General features: G+C 48.0%; 21 protein-coding genes. All 21 read right to left on the reverse strand.

Annotated elements, in window-relative coordinates:
• Positions 1 to 13: 13 nt before the first annotated feature.
• The 21 genes from J7E85_RS05480 to panB all read right to left on the reverse strand — a co-directional run bounded on the left by J7E85_RS05480 (position 14) and on the right by panB (position 20,946).
• The gene (locus J7E85_RS05480; protein ID WP_215155827.1) at positions 14 to 472 is read right to left on the reverse strand and encodes a hypothetical protein; all 459 of its coding nucleotides are present in this window, start codon (positions 470 to 472) and stop codon (positions 14 to 16) included.
• A complete protein-coding gene (locus J7E85_RS05485; protein WP_285228786.1) occupies positions 469 to 1,119 on the reverse strand; it encodes an RNA polymerase sigma factor in 651 nt (216 codons plus the stop codon). Before J7E85_RS05485 ends, J7E85_RS05480 begins: the two co-directional genes overlap by 4 nt.
• A gap of 318 nt (positions 1,120 to 1,437) precedes the next feature.
• A complete protein-coding gene (locus J7E85_RS05490) occupies positions 1,438 to 2,472 on the reverse strand; it encodes a phosphotransferase enzyme family protein (protein ID WP_215155829.1) in 1,035 nt (344 codons plus the stop codon).
• 144 nt (positions 2,473 to 2,616) lie between these two features.
• The gene (locus J7E85_RS05495) at positions 2,617 to 2,886 is read right to left on the reverse strand and encodes a CD3324 family protein (RefSeq protein ID WP_071218363.1); all 270 of its coding nucleotides are present in this window, start codon (positions 2,884 to 2,886) and stop codon (positions 2,617 to 2,619) included.
• Positions 2,887 to 3,177: 291 nt separating this feature from the next.
• Positions 3,178 to 3,867 (reverse strand): HAD family hydrolase, encoded by a 690-nt coding sequence (locus J7E85_RS05500; protein ID WP_251035495.1) that lies wholly within the window; start codon positions 3,865 to 3,867, stop codon positions 3,178 to 3,180.
• A 151-nt stretch (positions 3,868 to 4,018) separates the two neighbouring features.
• The gene (locus J7E85_RS34775) at positions 4,019 to 5,041 is read right to left on the reverse strand and encodes a DUF4367 domain-containing protein (protein WP_215155833.1); all 1,023 of its coding nucleotides are present in this window, start codon (positions 5,039 to 5,041) and stop codon (positions 4,019 to 4,021) included.
• Positions 5,005 to 5,619 carry an RNA polymerase sigma factor gene (locus tag J7E85_RS05510; protein WP_215155835.1) on the reverse strand — a complete coding sequence of 205 codons (615 nt, stop codon included), beginning with the start codon at positions 5,617 to 5,619 and terminating at the stop codon, positions 5,005 to 5,007. Before J7E85_RS05510 ends, J7E85_RS34775 begins: the two co-directional genes overlap by 37 nt.
• A gap of 208 nt (positions 5,620 to 5,827) precedes the next feature.
• Positions 5,828 to 6,577, reverse strand: coding sequence for a DnaD domain-containing protein (locus J7E85_RS05515; RefSeq protein ID WP_215155837.1), 750 nt, complete (start codon positions 6,575 to 6,577; stop codon positions 5,828 to 5,830).
• Positions 6,578 to 6,595: 18 nt separating this feature from the next.
• A complete protein-coding gene (gene asnS, locus J7E85_RS05520) occupies positions 6,596 to 7,891 on the reverse strand; it encodes an asparagine--tRNA ligase (RefSeq protein WP_215155839.1) in 1,296 nt (431 codons plus the stop codon).
• Positions 7,892 to 7,921: 30 nt separating this feature from the next.
• Entirely contained in the window at positions 7,922 to 9,130 is a 1,209-nt protein-coding gene (locus J7E85_RS05525) for an acetate/propionate family kinase (protein ID WP_215155841.1), read from the reverse strand.
• A complete protein-coding gene (locus J7E85_RS05530) occupies positions 9,127 to 9,999 on the reverse strand; it encodes a 3-hydroxyacyl-CoA dehydrogenase family protein (RefSeq protein ID WP_076321003.1) in 873 nt (290 codons plus the stop codon). The genes J7E85_RS05525 and J7E85_RS05530 overlap by 4 nt, the downstream gene beginning before the upstream one ends.
• A 134-nt stretch (positions 10,000 to 10,133) precedes the next feature.
• Positions 10,134 to 11,636 carry an AAA family ATPase gene (locus tag J7E85_RS05535; protein WP_215155848.1) on the reverse strand — a complete coding sequence of 501 codons (1,503 nt, stop codon included), beginning with the start codon at positions 11,634 to 11,636 and terminating at the stop codon, positions 10,134 to 10,136.
• Positions 11,629 to 12,162, reverse strand: coding sequence for a hypothetical protein (locus tag J7E85_RS05540; RefSeq protein ID WP_215155850.1), 534 nt, complete (start codon positions 12,160 to 12,162; stop codon positions 11,629 to 11,631). The genes J7E85_RS05535 and J7E85_RS05540 overlap by 8 nt, the downstream gene beginning before the upstream one ends.
• 269 nt (positions 12,163 to 12,431) lie before the next feature.
• Complete coding sequence (locus tag J7E85_RS05545; protein ID WP_215155852.1) at positions 12,432 to 12,950, reverse strand: cell wall elongation regulator TseB-like domain-containing protein; 519 nt, start codon at positions 12,948 to 12,950, stop codon at positions 12,432 to 12,434.
• 31 nt (positions 12,951 to 12,981) lie between these two features.
• Positions 12,982 to 14,283 carry an amidohydrolase gene (locus J7E85_RS05550; RefSeq protein ID WP_215155859.1) on the reverse strand — a complete coding sequence of 434 codons (1,302 nt, stop codon included), beginning with the start codon at positions 14,281 to 14,283 and terminating at the stop codon, positions 12,982 to 12,984.
• A complete protein-coding gene (locus J7E85_RS05555) occupies positions 14,258 to 14,923 on the reverse strand; it encodes a redox-sensing transcriptional repressor Rex (protein WP_076320998.1) in 666 nt (221 codons plus the stop codon). Before J7E85_RS05555 ends, J7E85_RS05550 begins: the two co-directional genes overlap by 26 nt.
• A gap of 73 nt (positions 14,924 to 14,996) precedes the next feature.
• The gene (gene dinG / locus J7E85_RS05560; RefSeq protein WP_215156233.1) at positions 14,997 to 17,873 is read right to left on the reverse strand and encodes an ATP-dependent DNA helicase DinG; all 2,877 of its coding nucleotides are present in this window, start codon (positions 17,871 to 17,873) and stop codon (positions 14,997 to 14,999) included.
• A gap of 171 nt (positions 17,874 to 18,044) precedes the next feature.
• On the reverse strand, positions 18,045 to 18,650 hold the full coding sequence (locus J7E85_RS05565) for a hypothetical protein (RefSeq protein WP_251035496.1): 606 nt from the start codon (positions 18,648 to 18,650) through the stop codon (positions 18,045 to 18,047).
• A 145-nt stretch (positions 18,651 to 18,795) separates the two neighbouring features.
• On the reverse strand, positions 18,796 to 19,179 hold the full coding sequence (panD, locus tag J7E85_RS05570; protein WP_076320996.1) for an aspartate 1-decarboxylase: 384 nt from the start codon (positions 19,177 to 19,179) through the stop codon (positions 18,796 to 18,798).
• The gene (panC, locus tag J7E85_RS05575; RefSeq protein ID WP_215155863.1) at positions 19,172 to 20,062 is read right to left on the reverse strand and encodes a pantoate--beta-alanine ligase; all 891 of its coding nucleotides are present in this window, start codon (positions 20,060 to 20,062) and stop codon (positions 19,172 to 19,174) included. The genes panD and panC overlap by 8 nt, the downstream gene beginning before the upstream one ends.
• Complete coding sequence (panB, locus tag J7E85_RS05580; RefSeq protein WP_098743047.1) at positions 20,059 to 20,946, reverse strand: 3-methyl-2-oxobutanoate hydroxymethyltransferase; 888 nt, start codon at positions 20,944 to 20,946, stop codon at positions 20,059 to 20,061. The genes panC and panB overlap by 4 nt, the downstream gene beginning before the upstream one ends.
• Positions 20,947 to 21,165: the final 219 nt, after the last annotated feature.

The raw sequence follows: 21,165 nt of genomic DNA on the forward strand, positions 1-21,165 counted from the left end.
CCTTTCATTTTTCTTATCGGGATAATAGCTGGTCAAGCCAGCCGGTTGTTTTTTCCACCCATTGTTTACTGTAGGAAGGTGTTTCAGATAATGGAACCTCACTGTTCATTTCGCCGGGAAGAAGTCGGTCAAATGCCCCGGTGAAGAGGAACAGCATGGTAATGGAGGCGGCAATGGTGTAGTGAACGATCGCGCGTTCGTACCATCGCTTCGGACGTTCCTGAATGCGAAGAGGTGCTTTATGGGTGTATGGCTTTATTTGTTCGTGTTCCACCACCCGCTGCGTAAATGTTTCCGGCTCGGGCAGGTCAGGGAGTTCGGAATCAAGCTCGGCCAGTACCTGCATATAGATCTCCAGCACGCTGTCATCCAATAACATGAGCTCTTCATAAGAAGACCGTTCTTCTGCCGAGCCTTCTCCTCTAACATATCGTTCCGTCAGCATCTTAAGCTCGTTACCCTTTACGTTCATTTCCATTCCTCCTCCTTCCACGATTTCCGAATCCATTGTCTGGCCCGGTATAATTTCGATTCCACCGTCTTGACCGTGACATCCATCTCGGCTGCGATTTGTTCGTAGTTTTTCTCTTCCAAATAAAAAGCCGTTATAATGGCGCGGTGATTGTCCGGCAATTGTTTAATTTTCTCTCGAAGTTCCTCTCTTCTCTCCTTATGTACGAGCAGAGAAACCACGTCTTCATCCCGGGAAGGGAGTTTATCCAGCACTTCATCATGTTCGCCGTGCAGCTGCTCCGGCGGTTTACGGGAAAGCTTCCTCTTCATATCAATCGCTTTATTTAGCGTGATGCGTGTAATCCAGGTTTTAAACCCTTCAGATCGGTACTGGGGGAGAGCTTTGTATACTTGAATAAACACTTCCTGCGACGCATCTTCCGCTTCCTTGGCATCCCGCAGGACCGAGTATGCCGTATGGAACACGTGCTGGCTGTAGTGGTTCACCAGTTCCCGAAAGGCTTCTTGATCCCCTTGCAGGATGCGCGTGATTAACGTTTCAGCATCAATAACTCTCCCCTCCTTCCCAAATACATAGACGTCAGCTTTGAAAGCTGCCCCTGCACTTTTTCGAAAAAAATTTGTATCATTTAAAAACAAGACCAATACAGCTTGTCCCCTATTCTCCCCATACCGGTCAAAACAAAAAAAGAACGTCTATCGACGCCCTTTGGAAAGTGACAGGATCATGCCGCTAAGAACAAATAGAACATTCATCACAAAATGCATAACCATCACGGGAACTAGACCTTTCGAACGTATAGCCAAGCCATAGATAGATGGAATGAAGTTCATTGAACCCATATGATGGTGGCGATCATGATGATCAAGCTGGAGATAAATCCACCTAGGCGATTCGTTACTTGCAAGCTTTTCTCGCCCATTCTGTAACTCATATTATGATACCCTTCTATAATGAGCGGATCAACTAGAGATTTGCACCTCATCTATTTCTAATGACTCCACCACATTCAGCAGAAACGAACGTCCGCTCAAATATTCACGGATATAGGCTAGCGCATAGATTTGCTCACTCTTCAGACTTTCTGTCTCTCTTGGGTTGGAGGCATGGTGGCTGTAGTTCTCCATCATAATCATGATGAAAAAGCACTCCAGTGACTGAATATAATCCGAGCCCAACTTCCGTTCGCTTTCATATCCTTGAAGCACTTTAAATCGTTGGTTCGGAACAAGTGACAACATCACCGCTGCCAGATCGTAAAGAAAAAAACCGTAACCACACCTGCCGAAATCAATCGGGTGAGGAAGTCCACCTTCAAAAACCACATTCCCCAGATGTAAATCGGCATGAATGAGGCCATAATTGCTATCATCAGCGTTCATCTGATCAAGCTGGGACAAAACCTTTTCAGCTGCGAGTTGATACAGTGACCATGAGACTTCTGACAAAAAAGTTCCTGCATATCGCTCCAACTTGACGAGTGCTTCTCTATAGCTGTTCATCCCCCATATGGGTCTCCGGAAATCAGAAGAACTTTCGAAGCCAAGTGCCACTTCATGTAGTCTGGCTATCAAGACACCTACCTGATATGCTTGATCTTCTGTAAGTCTTTCATGGGCATGCACACCATCCACCCACTTCATCACGGTGACATAAGGAGATCTGAATCCATGCTCCGTACCGATTTTCAACATTCTTAATCCATTTGGAGTGGTTATACCTGACGGCACTTTGATACCTGCGGTAATAAGGGCATCCAGGAATTGAAGCTCCAGGTCTATTTCATTACTGGACCGTCGATCCGAATGAATTCTCAATAAGTATGTTTCATTTAAGTTGGTCCTAACTTGATATGTAATCGTGTCCGAAATACCGATAAACTCAATCTCAACCCATCTCAGGTTATATTGCTGAAGTGCCGATATCGCAACCCTCTTGGCCCTAGTGAGCAGCTCACACCGTTGTACTTCTGTTTCAAATTGAAAAAAATCATTCATGAACTCACCTCTGCTCTATCGTTTGAACGTTCTTCCAATGATTATAATTCCCCAGCATCTGCCCTTCCTATATAAGGATTGATTTAAAATGACTTTTACACATAAGAAAAAGCCACATCAGAGTCGTTCCAATGTGACTTTGCATTACTTGTTTTTGGTATATACGATTTTCTTGATGGAATCGCAGGATAAACAAAATTGAGAAGAAAGCTGATCAATCGTAGCGCCCGACGCAAACAACTGCCGGATTTCCAGGTTTCTTTTTTTCAAATACACCCGGCTGCCCGAATTTTCTCCCCATTTCTTACGTAATCCTTCAGGTTTAGGGATGTACACCATCCCGCCCTGTACATATTTCTGTACTTCCTTCAACAGTTCCTCTGGAAGTATAATATCCGCGTTTATATATTTCATGGTAGCTCTGCTCCTTAAAATTAAAATAAAGGTTTTAAGGATGCAAAGTCCATTAGATAAACGGCCCCTCTACACGAGGTAATCAGGCGGTAACTTTCTCATCGCTCCATGCAAACAACCGCCGTTGTTCATCAAATAGACTTTGCATAGAGCTCATTGTCAATCTTCCCTTCATGTTCAGGCCCTCCCTTCATAATAATGACATTCCGACTGGTTATGACCATTATAACCGATGTTACGCGAAAAATCGAAGTGATCTGTCTCATCACAAGCCGATTTTAAACCATTAAGCTAAGCCAGATCCTTGATTTCCAGGAGATCCCTGATCGTATAAGCAGGTCGATGATGATCACTTAAAACGGCACCCCGGCGATTATAATAACAAAAATCAATTCCGGCTCTCGTTGCTCCTTCATAATCATCCGTAAGCGAATCCCCTATGTACAGCACCTCGTCAGGACCTACCTCCAATTCCTGCAAAGCGAGTTCAAATATCTGCGGGTCCGGTTTCCAGCACTTCACCTCATCCGAAATGATAAAGGAGTCAAAATAATGAAACAATCCTCCTGTTGCAAGACGTTTGCGTTGTGCTTCGCCAATGCCGTTAGATATCACCCCTAGCGCAACATCGCCATGCAGGTGTTCCAAAATAAGATCGGCATTCGGCTCCATATGGTTGGAACTGCAGAACAACCCCCAGTAAGTTTCCGAAATCTCCCGGTACTGATGAAATTCCCGATTCAACCTCAGGAATGTGTCCGTGAAGGAATGCTCCAGCACCTGCCTGATATCGTGATTGTTCTGAATTCGGTTCATCCAATAATTAAAATTAATCGGTCCAAACGTGCTCCAGAATTCCTCCCACGTCAGTTCCTCATGCAGCCGGTAGTGCTCCAGTGCCTGCTGCATACATGTCTGCTCGCTTTGGTTGTAATCCAGCAGTGTGTTGTCCAGATCAAAAATAATCGCTTTATATCTCATTTCCAACTCCCCTTCTAGCCGTGCTGCAACGATATGAATTCGCCAATCTGGGGATGTTCTCCTGCTTATGACAGTATTTAGCTGCATATCAGCCAACCCATGACAAAAAAATATCCCCCAGAGCCAAAAGATAAACTCTGTGGGATAGATATTAATGAACGAAACTCTCCGCAATTTGTAGTACTTCCTCTTTCGTTATCGTCGCTTTGCTATTTAACGATATATGATAATAAAGATCATGCTGCTCATCGACCCAAGCCAGGCCCTGATTAAAATAAGCATCCGCATATTTAACGTAAATCATCTCGTGGCCCTTCACGAGCACTTTTTCAACATGATCCGCTTCGGTAAAATGGATTTCCTGTTTGGGGTTCATTCCGCTACGTTTGGCTGCGATTACGCCAATCGAGGTTTCCATATCACTGCCTTTTACGTAAATTAGCGAAACGCTACTCACGCTTGGCGGTTTAATCTCCTTAACGAAAACTTTTTTGTTGTTCGTTGAAGCTTCAGCCTGTCGGATTAACTCATTTTGTATTTCGTAATAAACTTCTGTCGGTTCTCCAGCATGAAATAAATCAGATAGATCCGGATTAAAGGATAGGTAACCTTCATTAAATGAATACTCATTTAATAGCCGGGAAGGAATCTTCATATTAGGCATCCCACGCTTTGTAGCTTCCTCTTGAAGCACATTGAGCGAACCCAGATAAATAGAACCCGTTTGAAATTCGAGCAATGTATCCTCTCCGTATAACTCTCTCTTCAAGTCATTCATCTCTTGGTTATGTATATAATAAGCGATGGCTTGGCCCGGCAAAGCCGAACGCCAGGCTAAGTTTGAGGATGATATATCGATAGAAGATAACCTATCCCATTTTCCTTGTAATTCCTTGGACACTTCAGGTTTAGGTTTGGTCTCCAGCACCACTTTTCCGTCTTTGCTGCGAATCTGTATCAGTTCGGTTGCGGCGTAAACCGTCACCGACAGCGAAGTCACTAGCAGCAGCGACGCTGCCATCACGAGTGGTCTTCTTAACATGTTGGGCTGAGGTTTCTTTGCGGGTAGGCAAGCAATCCGTTCCATGACTGCATCCCTGACATCAATGATATAATGGCTCTTTGGGTCCTGCTCTATCAGCTTTTCTTCCACGTCATTTCGTTTAACTTCCACTGTAGATCCCCCTCTCTGTCAACCATCCACTTTTTTATTTTTTGTATCAGGCGGCTGTAGCGTTTTTTGACCGAATCCTTGGTTTTATCGAGAATTAATCCGATTTCCGCAAAGCTTTTTTCCTCAAAAACCCGCAGAATAAGCAGGTTCCACTCCTCCGGGGACAGCCTACGAAGAGCACGCTCCATGGACTCGCCAATGATATATTTTTGGGCCTCCTGCTCTGCGCTTGCCGCTTGCTCCTTATCCTCTCTCAACAAAGGTGCAATGCTATAGAAGAATCGTTTCCTTCGCAGCATATTTAGACAATGGTGATAAGCAATCTTGTATAACCATGAAGAAAAGGAGGTCTTTGGCTCATATGTCTCCAACTTCTGATAAGCCTTGACCATAATCTCCTGCACGGCATCCTCCGCATCCTGCCGCTGGTTCAATAGCCTCCAGCAATACATGAAAATCTGCTGTTGATACGCCTCGACGATATGTACAAAGGCTTGCCGATCCCCGTTTAAAACTTGTTCTATGGATTCTTCTAGGCGCAAGTCTTTAGGCTCTGAATTCATTGGTTGAAAGCTCACTCCGTTATTCCCCCTTTCATCAGCAATCCATTGTTCAGGTGCCTTCATAAGCTTTAACACATGGCAGCGGAATAAAGGGACATCTTTTTTAAATACGGATTGTAGTTATTTTTGAATAACTACCTTCCATCATGAACCCGATGGCTTGGAAAGGGAATGCAGAATATTACACATAAAAAAGCACGCCCGTAGCGGACGTGCTTCTCATCTATCTTCCGATATTTCTGAATTTCTGCGTATAGGCCTTGGCATCCTGTGCGGTACGCACCCGATTGCGGCTCCATTCAAGCAGGATCCGGTCAATGTAGCGGAAATGCAGTTTGCCCGCAAACACCGCTTCTTTCAGAGCCAATAAGATCAACTCGTCCGGATAGCGATCCGCATCAACCCAGCCGGAGATCGTCTCCAGCTCCATGGGCGATAACGGACGGCCAAACTCTTTTTCGAAAATGGTGAACAAATTCCGCTCTTCCTTCTCAGGAACGGGATTCCCCGATGCAGTTGATTTGTCGGTAGCAGGACGGGCATTCAACAGCGGAGACGCAAACTTGGTTCCATCAGGGGTCTTTTCCTTGTGCTCTTCAGCCAGACACGAAGCGAGCTTCTCATACAATCCGTGGAGATTGTAGCGCTCGTAATGAATCCCCTGTGTTTCGTCCACATACTCATCAATTCCGATTAGCCCTACCTTCATCAAGCGCTGCAAGCTGGTAGCGATGAATCCGGTGGGAGCCCCCGTCACTTCCGCAAGCTCCTCCAGCGAAGGAAACGTCTTGAACTCCACCTGCTGATAACCAATCAAATGGATCACCAGCATGGCTTCACGGTCGCTTAACCCAAGTGACCGATAATGCAGGAGCAAGGCATAAGGAATGATCGCCATTCCTTGGCTCATGCCGGCAGCGGCGCCGGCCGTCCAGCCATTCACACTCGTGTCCACGTTACCGTCGTGGTCCATAGACTTACCTCTCACGGCTTACGGATACAACCGGTACAGGGTCCGTGGGAACGGAATCGTTTCACGCACATGGTCCAAGCCGCAAATCCAGGCAACGGTACGCTCAAGACCTAAACCGAAGCCGGAATGAGGCACGGTGCCGTATTTACGCAAATCCATATACCATTGATAGGTTTCCATCGACAGATCATGCTCCTTGAAGCGCTCTTCAAGCAGCTGCGGATCGTCTATCCGCTGCGATCCGCCAATAATCTCGCCATAACCTTCCGGAGCGATCATATCCGCACAGAGTACGACTTCCGGACGATTCGGATCCGGCTTCATATAGAAAGCCTTGATTCCCGCCGGATAATGCGTAATAAAGACCGGTTTGTCATACTTCTCAGCAATAGCTGTTTCGTGTGGAGCGCCAAAGTCTTCACCCCAAGGAATATCAAAATCTTGCGTATGCAGGAATTCAATAGCCTCATCGTACGTAATCCGCGGGAATGGTGCCTGGATCGCCTCCAGCTTCGAAATGTCGCGACCGATCGTTTCAAGCTCCTGGCGGCAGTTTTTAACCACGGATTGCACCACATGACTAATGAACTGCTCCTGCACCTGAAGACTCTCCTCATGGTCTGTGAAGGCCATCTCAGGCTCAATCATCCAGAACTCGATCAAGTGACGGCGGGTTTTGGACTTTTCGGCACGGAACGTCGGCCCGAAGGAGTATACCTTACCGAGCGCCATGGCGGCAGCTTCCATGTACAACTGTCCGCTCTGGGTCAAATACGCATCCTCATCAAAATACTTCGTGTGGAACAGGTTGGTTGTACCCTCCGCGGACGTTGGGGTCAAAATCGGCGGATCCACAAGCGTAAAACCGTTGGTATCAAAGTAATCTTGAACCGCACGGATAATTTCAGCACGGATCACCATGATCGCACGTTGTTTCTGTGTACGAAGCCACAGATGACGATGGTCCATCAAATAATCGACACCATGCTCTTTAGGCGTAATCGGATAGTTTTCCGTAAGATGTATAATTTCAATGCCGGTAACCGTCATCTCATAACCCGATTGGCTCCGCGGCTCTTCACGTATAACACCCGTCACATACAAAGAGCTTTCTTGTGTCAGGCTTTTCGCGTCATCCCATACTTGTTCGGATACTTCGCTCTTCACAACAACACCCTGGATATATCCGGAGCCATCACGAAGCTGCAGGAATTGAATCTTCCCGCTGGAACGCTTGTTGTTGATCCAGGCGCCGATCGTGACGGTCTCACCGACATGCTGGTTGACGTTACGAATCACACTTTTGGTGGCCATGCTTAAATCTCTCCCTTATATCACTACTATTTAACGGTTGGAAGCTTGTACGATACGATGCGTATCCCGAGCAATAACCAGTTCTTCGTTGGTAGGAACCACAAGTACCTCGACCTTCGAATTTGCCGCAGAAATACGGCGTGGCTCGCCGGAACGAATGCTGTTCAGCTCCTCATCCAATTCTACTCCGAGATAGGTAAGCTGCTCAAGCACTCTTTGACGAAGAACGATTGAATTCTCGCCGACGCCCGCAGTAAATACGATAACATCCACGCCATTCATGGCAGCAGCGTAAGACCCGATGTATTTACGAACACGATACTCATACATCTCAAAGGCCAACGTGGAGTTCGGATCGCCTTTTTCCATGCCTTCCGTAATCTCACGCATATCACTGCTGATTCCGGAAATCGCCAACAGTCCACTATGCTTGTTCAGCATGGAGTTCACTTCATTGACGGTCAGCTCTTCCTTGTTCATGACAAAAGGTACGATCGCCGGATCCAAATCACCGCTGCGCGTACCCATCATAAGCCCTTCCAGCGGGGTCATCCCCATGGAAGTGTCGATGGATTCCCCGCCTTTTACTGCTGTCAGGGAAGCACCGTTACCGATATGACAGGTAATGATCTTCAGATCCTCCAGCGGTCGGTTCAGGAATTCTGCCGCTGCCTGGCTGACATAGGCGTGGGACGTACCGTGCGCACCGTAACGACGTACTTTATATTTATTATAAAGTACTCTCGGAATAGCGTACAGGTATGATTTCTCCGGCATCGTCTGATGGAACGCCGTATCAAATACAACGACCTGCGGAACGCCCGGCATATTGGTTTCTGCTGCCTTAATCCCCATCATCGATGCGGGATTGTGAAGCGGAGCCAAATCGAACAAGCGACGAATTTCCGCTTTGGCATCACTGTCAACGAGCGCGGATTCTTTAAAAGATTCCCCGCCGTGCACTACGCGGTGTCCAACGGCCTGAATGCTTTCGATAGAATCGATCACACCGTGCTCCTCGTTTGTAAGCATGCCCAGAACTTTGCGGATCGCCGTGGTATGCTCCAGAATTTCGCTGACTTCCGTAACATCCTGTTTTCCCGTCGGCTTATGCGTCAGAATCGAGGAATCCATACCGATCCGCTCAACCAAGCCTTTTGCCAATACGGATTCATCCGTCATGTTGTACAGTTGATACTTCAGTGAAGAACTACCTGCATTAATTACGAGAATATTCATACCCGGTCACCATCCTTATCGTACTTGAAAAAGCCTTCTCCGGTTTTGACGCCCAGTTGCCCTGCGCGGACCAGTTTCTTCAAGACAATCGATGGACGGTATTTCAGTTCGCCGTACTCGCGGAACATGCGTTCCAGCGCAGCGAGAATGGAATCCAGTCCGAAACGGTCGGCCATCTCAAGCGGTCCATGCTGGAAGTTATATCCGATTCTCATCGCGTCATCGATATCTTCCGCCGAAGCTACGCCTTCTTGCAGCAGATGCATCGCTTCATTGATCATGAGGGTAATCATGCGGGTTGTTACGAAACCTGGAGACTCATACACCATGATGCCTTTTTTATCCGAAACTTCTTCAACAAAGCGTTTCGTTTCCGTAAACGTATGTTCCGAAGTTTTCAGGCCGCGGATGATTTCAACAAGGTCTACCTTGGAAACAGGATGAATGAAGTGCATGCCAATAACACGCTCAGGATATTTGGTAGAGCTGGCGAGCTCCGTCAAACTAAGCGTGGATGTATTACTTGCTAATATCACATGGCTCGGACATACTTGATCAAGCTGTGAAAATACCTCTTTCTTCGCTTCCAAGTCCTCTATTATGGTCTCAATCACCATATCGCAGGTGCTAAGCTCGGCAAAATGAGTTACTTTTTGAATCCGGTTCAGTATAAGTTTCTTCTCTGCCTGGGTAATTCCCCACTTCTCCAATTGTTTATCTAGACTGGTCTCGATCATTCGGTATGAATAGTCCAGTTTCTCTGGAGTTTTCTCTACGAGCAGTACGTCAAGACCTTTGGCTGCGAGCATCTCCGCAATGCCCTGCCCCATAGTCCCGCCGCCTACAACGCCGATTTTTTTGAAGTACATGGTTTCTACTCCACCCTTTCCTTATCTCTATACTTTATTGTACCCCATTTGTCGAAAAATACATTTTCAGAGCACAAAGTATAATAATATCTTAGCACGACAAAAAAGTAAAAAAAAATAACCAGCATAACAATTTATGCTGGTAAAAGCGCGTTTTCACGAAATTGACAACGAAATTGTTCCCCAGAGAGGATTTCTTCCTTTAAAAGGATATCAAGAGAATTGTCGAATATTGGCCGTTTTTGTCCCAAGAGATTCTTAGTGCGGTTCATTAACTCTTCCAAAATCACATTATTCTCTTTCATTAACTCTTCAGTTGTTACCATATTCATGTTAACAATACCCAGCGACGTCAAACCCGACTTCATCATCGTCTCCACGATGTTCAGCGATTGCTCAAAGTCATTGCTTGAACCTGTGCTTCGCCCCCCGTAAAAGATCTCTTCGGCGGCCGCACCGCCAAGCGCGATCATAATTTGCTCTTCCAGGAAGGATTTTGTGTACAGATATTGTTCCTCCTGCGGGTTATGACGAACATAACCGAGTGCCTTACCACGCGGGCTGAGGGCAACTTGTTTCACACTGCCGGGACGCACAAGCTCTGCCATGATAGCATGTCCCAATTCATGGATGGCAACGCGCTTCTTCTCTTCCAAATTCGATTCGCGATCAGAACGCTCACCCATCATGACCTTGTCAATCGCCATGGACAAATGACGATGACGGATAAACTGCTCATTCTCACGCATCGTATAAATGGCCGCTTCATTCATGACGCTCTCAAGCTGTGCACCCGAGAAGCCGTACGCTTCCTCGGCGATTTTCCCCAGGTCAACATCTTCATGCAGCGGCTTATTACCTGCATGCAGATTCAAGATATGGGTGCGCCCCTTCTTATCCGGCAGATCCACCTGAATATGACGGTCGAATCGCCCTGGACGCAGCAGTGCGCTATCCAGCATTTCCTTCCGGTTTGTTGCGGCGATAACCAGAATGCGAGGCGTATCCTGCGAATAGATGCCATCCATCTCGGTTAGCAGTTGATTGAGCGTCTGGTCATATTCTCGCTGCTGGCCGCCTTCGCGTTTACCGCCAATAACATCGACCTCATCGATGAAGATGATGGCGTTTTGCTTGTTTTCTTTTGCCGCACGGTTCCGGGCATCCTTGAACAAATCCCGGATGCGCCCTGCACCAACACCGACATACATCTCAACAAATTCACTGCCGGATGCAGCGACAAAAATCGAATCCGTGTAATGGGCAGCGGCTTTAGCCATCAACGTCTTCCCTGTTCCCGGAGGCCCGGTGAGGAGAATGCCTTTTAGCGGGCGAATGCCGAATTTCTTAATGTCTTCATGACGAATTAGAAAATCCAATGCTTCTCGCAGCTCTTGCTTGGCATTATCCTGCCCGCCGATTTCTTCGAACGTCAGCTTGGCAGGTCCGCTCTTTTTCCGTTTCCGCTCATTCCCTGCGCCTACAGCGATGCCGCCCTTCATCTTAGCAATAAACAACAAGCCGCCTACAAGTGCTGCAGCGATGAGCAAGGGCACGATGTTCACGCCGACAAACACAAGGAATACCAACAAAACGGGAATAAAGCCTAACATGACTTCTTTAGCTAATTTAGGCATGATTCCACACCTCCATGTTGCCAGGTTGACGCGGCAAGATTATAAATTTACCAGACTTGCCGTCTGACAAGCTGACATAGACATGGGTGTCATCAATCGTTGCCTTTGCTTTCAAATTCGGCGACTGATCAGCAAGCTGCTCGAGCGATGATTGAATATCGGTATACTGCTTATTGTCCATCGCTTCAGCGACTGACAGCATCGCCTTCTCCCACCATTGATCCAGTGCTTCCGAGGAATGGTCCTCGACCTGGATTTTCAATTCCCGCTGGCCAATCACAGACTTGCCTTCCTTCTTAATATGCTGAACCAAGCCTTGTAAATTCGTATCCGGAGCCAAATCAAGATTCAAAGTAACGGTATTCTGTTTAATATCTATATGAGAATCCTTCACGCCGTCATATTGTGACACAACATTGGCCAAAGGGTTCTGCAAAGCCATCTGCCGATACAGAAACCATCCGCCAAAGAGAACCGATGCTGAGATCACGACAGTCAGCATGATAGGTACAATGCGTAGTTTCATGAAGTTCCTCCTTCATTTCCTATATAAAATTTTGTCTATCATTCTGTAACACAATAATACATATAAGAACGATATATTGCGATGCATGTATTTTGTATGCTCTTTTTGTACATGTACGAGTATATCACATCTTATATACTTTTTCATGCATGTCTGTGAAAATATTTAGAACAGTTTTTCCATATTCTTTCTGAATGCGCTTACAATTACTAAAAGAAAAGAGAGGCACCCTATGAATATTAAAGGGCGCCTCTCCTCTTACTACATTTTTATTGATTTGGAAGAATAATGTCATTCCCGATGGTGTTACCATCTTGAAAACGATAAAACCGATACCCGCGCTGACCGTTGTGTTCATACTGCAGCTGCCATGCATACTCGCCCTCATACATTCCAGGCAGCAACCTCTTAATTTCCACGCCAGGCAATTCGTTATAGATCTGATCCCGCATCTGGGCTTCTGATATCCCCGTATTCAATAAAACGGACTGGACAGCCTCAGCACCTTCAACAGGTACGTTGTCATCCGTAAATTTCACCCATACCATACGATCTTGATTGTCCTGATCCTTCCCGCTTACCACCCAATAGTTATTATCCTCGCCCCACACCGATTTATAGGTCTTCCCGGACGTAACCAATTGGCCATGCTGTTTGGCGGCAACAATTGCCATTCTTTCTTCATTCCAAGTATCTTTCATAACATATGAATAATAGAGCTGTAGACCAAGCAGTAACAGCAGCACGCTGGACACACTCAGCAATATCCACTTCGTTTTTTTCTTCAAATCCGTCTTCCTCGCTCCCCTTGATTATTCCCTAGAGGGTTGTAAGACGCTCAAAGGCACGCTGCGCTTCCCGGCGGATACGTTCCTCATCGAGAGTAAGACTCGCGCCATTCTTCACTACCTGCTTACCGTCAACCCATACATGCTCAACATCCTTCGCACTAGCGGAGTAGATAGCATGAGAAATGTAATCCGTCTTCGGAAGAAAGTGCGCCTGATCCGTATTCAGTGCGATCATATCTGCTTTCATACCTACCGCAAGCGTACCGATATCCGCAAGGAAGGCTGACTTAGCTCCATACTCTGTACCCATCCGAAGCGCTTCAGATGCAGGAATTGCGGTTGGATCCCCGCTTATCCCTTTATGAATCAATGCCGCCAGACGCATCTCTTCAAACATATCCAGATTATTATTGCTCGCAGGTCCATCGGTACCCAATGACACGGTGACCCCGGCTTTCAGCAGTGCAGGCACGCGTGCAATGCCGCTGGCAAGCTTCAAATTGCTGCCTGGATTATGCGACACCATGACTTGATGCTTGGCCAGGATATCGATTTCTTCATCGGTCAGATGGACGGCATGCGCAAGCAGCGTTGGACGGGAGAACATGCCAAGCTTCTCCAAATGGGCGACAGGGCGAAGTCCGTAGTCATTTACATTCTGAGCTACTTCCGTTTCCGTTTCGGACATATGGGTATGCAAAGGCAGATTCAAATCATGGGATGCCTGAACGAATTTTTCGATGAAATCCGGCGGGCATGTATAAGGTGCATGCGGCGATATCATCGTCGTAATTCTCCCGTCAGCCTTGCCATGCCAGTCTTTCGCGAATGCAACCGCCTCATCCAGCTTCTGCTGCTGCACCTCAGGCGGACATAATCCAATCACACCGCGTGTCAGAACGCCGCGCATTCCTGAATCCTGCACAACCTTAGCAACCTGATCCATATGATCATACATATCCACAAACGTCGTGGTTCCACCTTTGATCATCTCCAGCACGGAGAGTGCGGTTCCCCAGTATACATCGTCGGCCGTGAATTTGGCTTCCATAGGCCACATTTTTTCCTGAAGCCATACCTGCAGTGCCAGATCGTCGCCATAACCGCGGAGCAGCGACATCGCTGCATGTCCGTGCGTGTTCACCAACCCAGGTAGGAAAAACAGATGAGTTCCGTCGATAATTTCTGTTCCCTCTTGGACGGGTGGCTCTTCTTCACCCAGGTAGGTTATCCGGTCATTCTCCACAACCATATATCCGCGTAACACGGATCTTCCTTCCTCTAGTACCGCAAACGTTCCGTTCTTAACCATCCACTTCGTTGTCGTCATGTGCTGCATCCTCCTTACCGTTATCCAAATAATAGGCCAAACTCTGCAAATCCGTAGTGAAATCAGCCGTATGAATCCGGATATGGGATGGGGCTTTCAGGATGGTTGGCGCAAAATTCAGGATAGCCTCGATGCCTGCGGCGATAAGCTGATTGGCTACATTCTGCGCTTCAAAATCCGGAACGGTGATTATCCCGATACGAATGCCGTACTCATGAACCGTCTTCTCCAGTTCCTCCATCGGCTGTACAACCAAATTGTTAATTTTCATACCAACTTTGGGAGAATACGAATCGAAAACCGCCACAATCTTCATATTGTCCTTCAGAAATGCATTGTAATTCGATAATGCATGTCCAAGATTACCGGCCCCAATCAATGCGACATTGATCTTCTGGTCCAGCTTTAGAATCTGGCGAATTTTCTCGATCAGATAAGATACGTCATATCCGATCCCTTTCCGTCCAAAATCACCGAAATACGCTAGGTCCTTACGAATTTGAGCAGGGTTGAGGTCCAGTTTTTGTCCCAGTTCCTGGGAGGAAACCGTGGAAACCTCCCTTTTCTGAAGCTCATTCAAATAGCGCAAGTATACAGGTAATCTGCGGACCACGGCTTCCGAAATTTTTTCCGATTTCATTCATGCTCCCCCTAAATAATAGGTTAATAACTACATTTTTTTGTGACCGATCATTTCGTTCATTGTTTCACTTTTATTCAGCTTGGTTCTCTACGCCTGCCTCTTCCTGCAGCCATTCCGAAATTCGGGGAACGATCCCCTCTGTCGGCATATGCTCCATCTTCGGCCCCGGCAAAGAATATAAGAAATATTTCCCGTAATAGGATTCAATGACCCGGGTATCGTAGACAATGACAATCCCCTTATCTTGCGCGGTCCGCACCAGTCGGCCAAATCCCTGTTTGAAGCGAATGACCGCTTGCGGAACCGAAAGCTTCATGAACGGGTTCTTCTTCTGCTGCTGCAGCAATTCGCTCTTGGCTTCGACCAAGGGATGATTCGGCGGCTGGAACGGCAGCCGGACGATCGCAAGGCAAGTGAGCGCCTCACCAGGTATGTCTACCCCTTCCCAGAAGGAGCTGGTACCCAGCAGGACCGAAGCGCTGGTATCCTGGAATCTCCGGATTAACTTGGTACGGCTGGTTCCGTCCATCCCTTGTCCCAGTACCGTAATATCGCTGGATGCCAGCGCCTCCTTCAACGGCTCGTGCACCTGACGCAGCATGCGGTACGAGGTGAACAGCACAAGCATGCGGCCATGCGTAGCGATTGCCGTATCGGCCAATGATTGCACAAGTGTATTCACAAAGAGTGCATCCCCGACCGAGCCCTTCACGCTCGGAAAATCGCGCGGCACGACAAGGAGGGCCTGCTCCCTGTAATTAAACGGGGATGGCAGCAGAACCGTGTTCAGGTTGCCGCTATCTGCCGCTTCCTGAAGACCCAAGTTCTCGATCATGAACTGAAACGATTTATCCACCGACAAGGTCGCCGATGTCAGGATCACGCTTTGTTTCTTGTCAAAAAACAATTCCTTCAAGTGGGTGCTTACATCGACAGGCACTGCATAAAGCTGCATCGATTTGCCGCGGAAATTCCCGTTAGCCTCCATCCAGTATACCGTGCCTTCATCATTCAGAGCCATGAAGGACCTCAGGTCCTCGCGGTGTGCGGCCAGGTCCTTAAACAGACCCGATAGGTCTGTTAACAGACTGTCCGCGCTGTAGTCGTCCAGATCTTCCTTCATTTCGGCGATCAGCTTGTCACCCTTGCGAACGACATCGCCTAGCGTCACATGAATTTGATGCTCCAGCTCGGCCAGCGAATCCCAATCCTTCGGCTTCTTCAGAGGCGATAAGCGAAGCGAGAATTGACCGGCATCCCCTGGAGTCGCGTCTCCGCGTTCCGGAAGCAGTCCGAACAATTGATCGCTGAGCCGGTCCCAATTCTCTTTTGCGGTGATCAGATCCGGATAAATCCGGTCTATGATGGAGGACCACTCGACAGCCTTCTCATGCGATGATGCTTGCAGCAGCTGGCGAAGAGCCGGAAGCTGACCGCTGCGGCTGTCTTTGTACATACGGGTCAGCGTATGGACAACCGAAAAATATTTCATTTGCAAGCCAAGGTGCTTGCCGGCGACGTCCTCCAGATGATGCGCTTCATCAATGACGAGACGCTCATAACTCGGAAGCAGCTGATGATTCGCTTTTACGTCGGTGAACAGCTTCGAATGGTTCGTAATGACAACATCCGCGATGCCCGCTTCATGTTTGGCCCTGTGATAGTAGCATTTGCGGAACCATGGGCAGGCACGGCCAAGGCAGGAATCCGAATCGCTGGAGATGGTCTCCCAGAAATCCCCTCCGCGACCGCCAAAGTTCAGCTCTTCATCATCCCCGTTCTCCGTCTGGGTCAGCCAGACCAGCATCTGCGCCGCGGTGATCACATCTTCCTTCGGGGAATGAAAATCTCTTCTATTTATTTTATGTTCAAATTTTCTCAAACACAAATAATGGCCTCTTCCCTTGAAAATAGCCGCTTTAAAAGGAAAAGGAACAACCTGGGTGAGCAGGGGAATATCCCGGTCACGCAGCTGTTCTTGAAGGTTGATTGTATGCGTGCTCACCATAACCTTCTGTTCCTGCTTCACGCTTTGATAAATCGACGGCAGCAAATACCCGAGGGATTTGCCTGTTCCCGTGCCAGCCTCGATTAATAAATGTTTATTGTTATCGAGTGCCTGCATCACTTCCTGGAACATCATGTCCTGGGCATCCCTGCTCTCGTAATGAGGCAGCGTTTCCTTCAGGCGTTCACGGACATCATTCATGTATTGCTCGAAGCTCACATCGGCTAAGGGATTGGGCTCCGTCTCATCCCTGACAGGCGCAATATCGTTCCAATCGTCAACGGCCAGGGCGAATTGACGATAGTACGTATGGGTGTCACCGGCTTGTACAGCCTGGAGTTCCCTGTCAGCACGGATGCCGTCAAAGAACCAGGCCAAGTCGCTGTCCTCGTCCGCAAACAGGTCACTTAACCGCTGCACGGTAAGCAGAGGAAGCTCATCGATCTCCTCCAGGCATTTCAGCAGCGCATGGGCTGTGGCAAGGGCATCGCTGTCCGCCTGATGCGGACGGTCATGCTCTAGGCCGAAATGAGAGGACACCATCCCGAGCTGATAAGAGGGTAGCGAGGGAAAACATATTTTTAAGAAGTGCATCGTATCTAGAATTCGGCCGCTGAACGGTAAATAGCCGCAGCGATCGAGTGCATTTTGCAAAAAGTTAAAATCAAAAGCGACATTATGCCCAACCAATACGACATCGTCGAGCATGGGCACGAGTTCCATCATCATTTCTTCCAATGACGGAGCATCCGCTACATCACTGTCGGAAATGCCGGTCAAACCGGTAATAAAAGGAGGGATCGGAATCCCGGGATTGACATAGGTGCCGTATACGCGGGAGATGCTTCGATCCTCTTCGATGATGGCCAGTCCAACCTGAATGATCTCATCTGCTGACTGGTTGCCCGTGGTTTCAAAATCCAATACGGCAAATTTCATTTCGATAAAATCCCTTTCCTCCAGACTAATTAACAGCATACCAGAAGTTGCGGGTTTTGAACATTCCGGGTAAAAAATCCCCGCGTTCTCCCCCACCGCTCCATACGGCAAAAAGCGATACCAAAGTCTCAGGGATGAGCTCTGGCATCGCTTCTTGTAATGGCTTGATTTCTACAGCAAAGAGATCAATTGGCTGCCGTACTGGAGCTCACCGCGATTCTGCTTGCAGACCTCCAAATTGATAATGGGGTCAGGAAGTGTCGGGTCGCTGTGAATCGCCAGTGCAAAATGCTCCTCGGCTTTCCCTTGTTGTCCGTTCAACACCTCGATGCATCCAAGCGCGTTGTAGATCATCGCTCGCATCTTCTTGTTGTCTGCCATGGGCAGGATGGACACCAATACATCGGACGCTGGTATGGTTTGCCCCAAATAAAGATGGGACATCGCAATATACAGCTTAATCAGAAGGCTATCCGGAAATACTGTGGCGGCCACCTCAAATTGCTGTATAGCCGGCTGGAACATCAACAACTTGTAATAACCTTGGCCGCGAATGAATGCATCAAGCTGCAGTTCCGGCGCTTCGGTCGGTGGAAAAACAGGAGGTGAGGCGGCACCCTCGCGGAAGATAGCCATCTTCTCTTCAAAATGGAGCCATTCCTCGATAATGCCCTCGCTCATGCTTTTGAGCATGTTCCAGTTTTGTACCAGCGCCTGTTTTTGGGGACCTTGAGCAGAAGGGTAATGCTTCACAATTTCATCTAACATGTTGTTCATTTCAGCGAATACATGTTGAAACATAGCTGCATCCCACCCTTAGCGGAAAAATGAGATCAGTGCGTCGACCTGAACTCATTTTCTGTAGAAGTCGGTCTTTTCATCCCTTTAAGGTCCCGACACATTTTGGCTCTTAGGAGACCGTTTAGAGAACCGCGGCGTGAACCTCACGATATTCCGTGTTAACCGGCTTATTCATTTCGTCAACGATCACAACCGTTGGGGTATGATTGTCGTATTCCTCTTTAGACATCATGGCATAAGAAATGATAATGACGTTGTCGCCAGGCTGTACAAGCCTTGCAGCTGCCCCGTTCAGACAAATCACGCCACTGCCGCGTTCGCCTTTGATCACGTACGTTTCCAAACGGGCGCCATTGTTATTGTTCACGATTTGAACTTTTTCATTCTCCAAAAGGTCTGCAGCCTCCATTAGATCCTCATCAATGGTAATGCTGCCCACATAGTTCAGATTGGCTTCCGTCACCGTTGCGCGGTGGATTTTGGATTTCATCATTGTTCTAAACATGGGATCCCCCTACTTTTGGTTGAAGTAACGCATTGTCAATGAGACGGGTGCGGCCAAATCGTACGGCCAGCGCCATAATGACGGTTCTGCCTTCATCCGCAATGCGATATGAATCTTCCACGGGAACAAGTTCCGGGAAAGTGAGCAATTCTGCATAATCAATATCAGCGAGCGGGGACTGGGATATAGATTCCCGAAGATGAACACGGATCTCTCCTGCCGTTGTCGCTAGTCCCTGCTGGATCATCTCCTGAGCGGTCCGCAAAGAGCCCGACAGCACAAGTGCCTGTTCCCGCTCTTCCAGCTTCAAATACACGTTGCGTGAGCTTAGAGCAAGGCCGTCAGATTCGCGGATGATCGGACAAGGCACGATGGTTACGTCCATGTTCAAATCTTGAACCATTTGCTCAATGACGGCTACCTGCTGGGCATCCTTCATTCCGAAGAAAGCATAGTCAGGTTTTACGATATTAAACAATTTGTTAACAACCGTGGTAACACCGTCAAAATGCCCGGGACGGGAGGCCCCGCACAACAAAGACGTAATTTCCGATACAGCGATCTTGGTTTTGGTCGGCTGGGGATACATTTCCTGAACCGTGGGAATAAAAACCACATTCACCCCTTCGGATTCCGCCAACGCCAGATCGCGTGCCTCATCCCGGGGATAGGTCTCATAATCCTCACCCGGTCCGAATTGAATCGGATTGACAAAGATACTGACAACCACCGTACCCGCCATTTCTCGCGCCTTACGCATCAGGCTGGCGTGTCCTTCATGCAAATAACCCATCGTAGGCACAAGTCCTACCGAACCACTGCCGGATTCCCGGCGGTCCTTAAGTTCTGATCTTAATTCCGCAATGGTGCGAATCACTTTCATGATGTCGTGCCCACCTTTTCCTTTTTGCTTCCATATAATGTTGTTGTCGTTTCTGAACCTGCATGATTCTCGGCCTTGAAGACATGCTCCTCTGCCGGGAATGAGCGGTCCTTCACTTCCTTCACATACTGCGTAATGCCTTCACGGATGACGGAGCCTACATCAGCGTATGTTTTCACGAAGCGTTTGTCCCGATAGGGAGACGCATATTTGATTAAATCATGGAATACCAGAACCTGACCGTCGCAGTAACGACCCGCTCCGATGCCAATCGTCGGTATGCTCAGCGCTTTAGATATTTCCGCCGCAGCCTCTTCTGTAACCAGCTCCAATACAATTGCGAATGCTCCAGCCGCTTCAAGTGCCTTTGCATCATTCATGAGCCGCTGAGCGTCTTGGGCATCCTTGCCTTGAATCCGGTAGCCTCCAATTTGATTCACCGACTGAGGCGTCAGCCCGATATGACCCAGTACCGGTACGCCGGACTGTACGATCCGTTTCACGGTGCCGGCGATTTCTTCGCCGCCCTCCATTTTCACGGCATGCGCATGACCTTCCTGCATCAATCTCCGCACCCCACGCAGACTTTCATCAATATCTCCGTGATAGGTCATAAACGGCATATCCGCTACGATAAAAGTTTCTTCCGCTCCACGAGCGACGGCACGGGTATGGTATACCATGTCGTCCAGCGTTACCGGAATTGTGGAGTTATAGCCGAGCACGACATTGCCGAGGGAATCGCCTACCAATATCATATCAATATCCGCTTCCTCCGCCAGCTTGGCGGAAGGATAATCGTACGCGGTCAGCATGGTGATCGGTACACCCTTCTTCTTCATGTTCTTCATCTTCACGATGTTCAGTGGTTGTTTGCCTGCCATTGTGACACAGCCTCCTTTGTGTAAATAAGTTAGACACAATAAAAAAAACCTTTTAGCACATACTTGCTAAAAAGTCCGAAAGGCAAAAAAGAGTCACTCGCGATCGTCCCTTCTGTCTCGGTCCTTTCGGCTCAGAGCAGAATCCAACGTAACCGGCATAACAGTTATGAAGGTGTTCTAAAAAAATAATGCTGTTCAATACCACTTGCTGTAGAGTGC

The sequence above is a fragment of the Paenibacillus sp. ISL-20 genome, assembly GCF_018613005.1.
Lineage (GTDB): Bacteria > Bacillota > Bacilli > Paenibacillales > Paenibacillaceae > Paenibacillus_AQ.

What these genes read in the sequence shown, in the direction of transcription:
- J7E85_RS05480 (WP_215155827.1), bottom strand. Translation starts at nt 472, where the DNA reads ATGAACGTAAAGGGTAACGAGCTTAAGATGCTGACGGAACGATATGTT.
- J7E85_RS05490 (WP_215155829.1), bottom strand. Translation starts at nt 2,472, where the DNA reads ATGAATGATTTTTTTCAATTTGAAACAGAAGTACAACGGTGTGAGCTG.
- J7E85_RS05495 (WP_071218363.1), bottom strand. Translation starts at nt 2,886, where the DNA reads ATGAAATATATAAACGCGGATATTATACTTCCAGAGGAACTGTTGAAG.
- J7E85_RS05500 (WP_251035495.1), bottom strand. Translation starts at nt 3,867, where the DNA reads ATGAGATATAAAGCGATTATTTTTGATCTGGACAACACACTGCTGGAT.
- J7E85_RS05515 (WP_215155837.1), bottom strand. Translation starts at nt 6,577, where the DNA reads ATGGACCACGACGGTAACGTGGACACGAGTGTGAATGGCTGGACGGCC.
- asnS (WP_215155839.1), bottom strand. Translation starts at nt 7,891, where the DNA reads ATGGCCACCAAAAGTGTGATTCGTAACGTCAACCAGCATGTCGGTGAG.
- J7E85_RS05525 (WP_215155841.1), bottom strand. Translation starts at nt 9,130, where the DNA reads ATGAATATTCTCGTAATTAATGCAGGTAGTTCTTCACTGAAGTATCAA.
- J7E85_RS05530 (WP_076321003.1), bottom strand. Translation starts at nt 9,999, where the DNA reads ATGTACTTCAAAAAAATCGGCGTTGTAGGCGGCGGGACTATGGGGCAG.
- J7E85_RS05535 (WP_215155848.1), bottom strand. Translation starts at nt 11,636, where the DNA reads ATGCCTAAATTAGCTAAAGAAGTCATGTTAGGCTTTATTCCCGTTTTG.
- J7E85_RS05540 (WP_215155850.1), bottom strand. Translation starts at nt 12,162, where the DNA reads ATGAAACTACGCATTGTACCTATCATGCTGACTGTCGTGATCTCAGCA.
- J7E85_RS05550 (WP_215155859.1), bottom strand. Translation starts at nt 14,283, where the DNA reads ATGACGACAACGAAGTGGATGGTTAAGAACGGAACGTTTGCGGTACTA.
- J7E85_RS05555 (WP_076320998.1), bottom strand. Translation starts at nt 14,923, where the DNA reads ATGAAATCGGAAAAAATTTCGGAAGCCGTGGTCCGCAGATTACCTGTA.
- dinG (WP_215156233.1), bottom strand. Translation starts at nt 17,873, where the DNA reads ATGAAATTTGCCGTATTGGATTTTGAAACCACGGGCAACCAGTCAGCA.
- J7E85_RS05565 (WP_251035496.1), bottom strand. Translation starts at nt 18,650, where the DNA reads ATGAACAACATGTTAGATGAAATTGTGAAGCATTACCCTTCTGCTCAA.
- panD (WP_076320996.1), bottom strand. Translation starts at nt 19,179, where the DNA reads ATGTTTAGAACAATGATGAAATCCAAAATCCACCGCGCAACGGTGACG.
- panC (WP_215155863.1), bottom strand. Translation starts at nt 20,062, where the DNA reads ATGAAAGTGATTCGCACCATTGCGGAATTAAGATCAGAACTTAAGGAC.
- panB (WP_098743047.1), bottom strand. Translation starts at nt 20,946, where the DNA reads ATGGCAGGCAAACAACCACTGAACATCGTGAAGATGAAGAACATGAAG.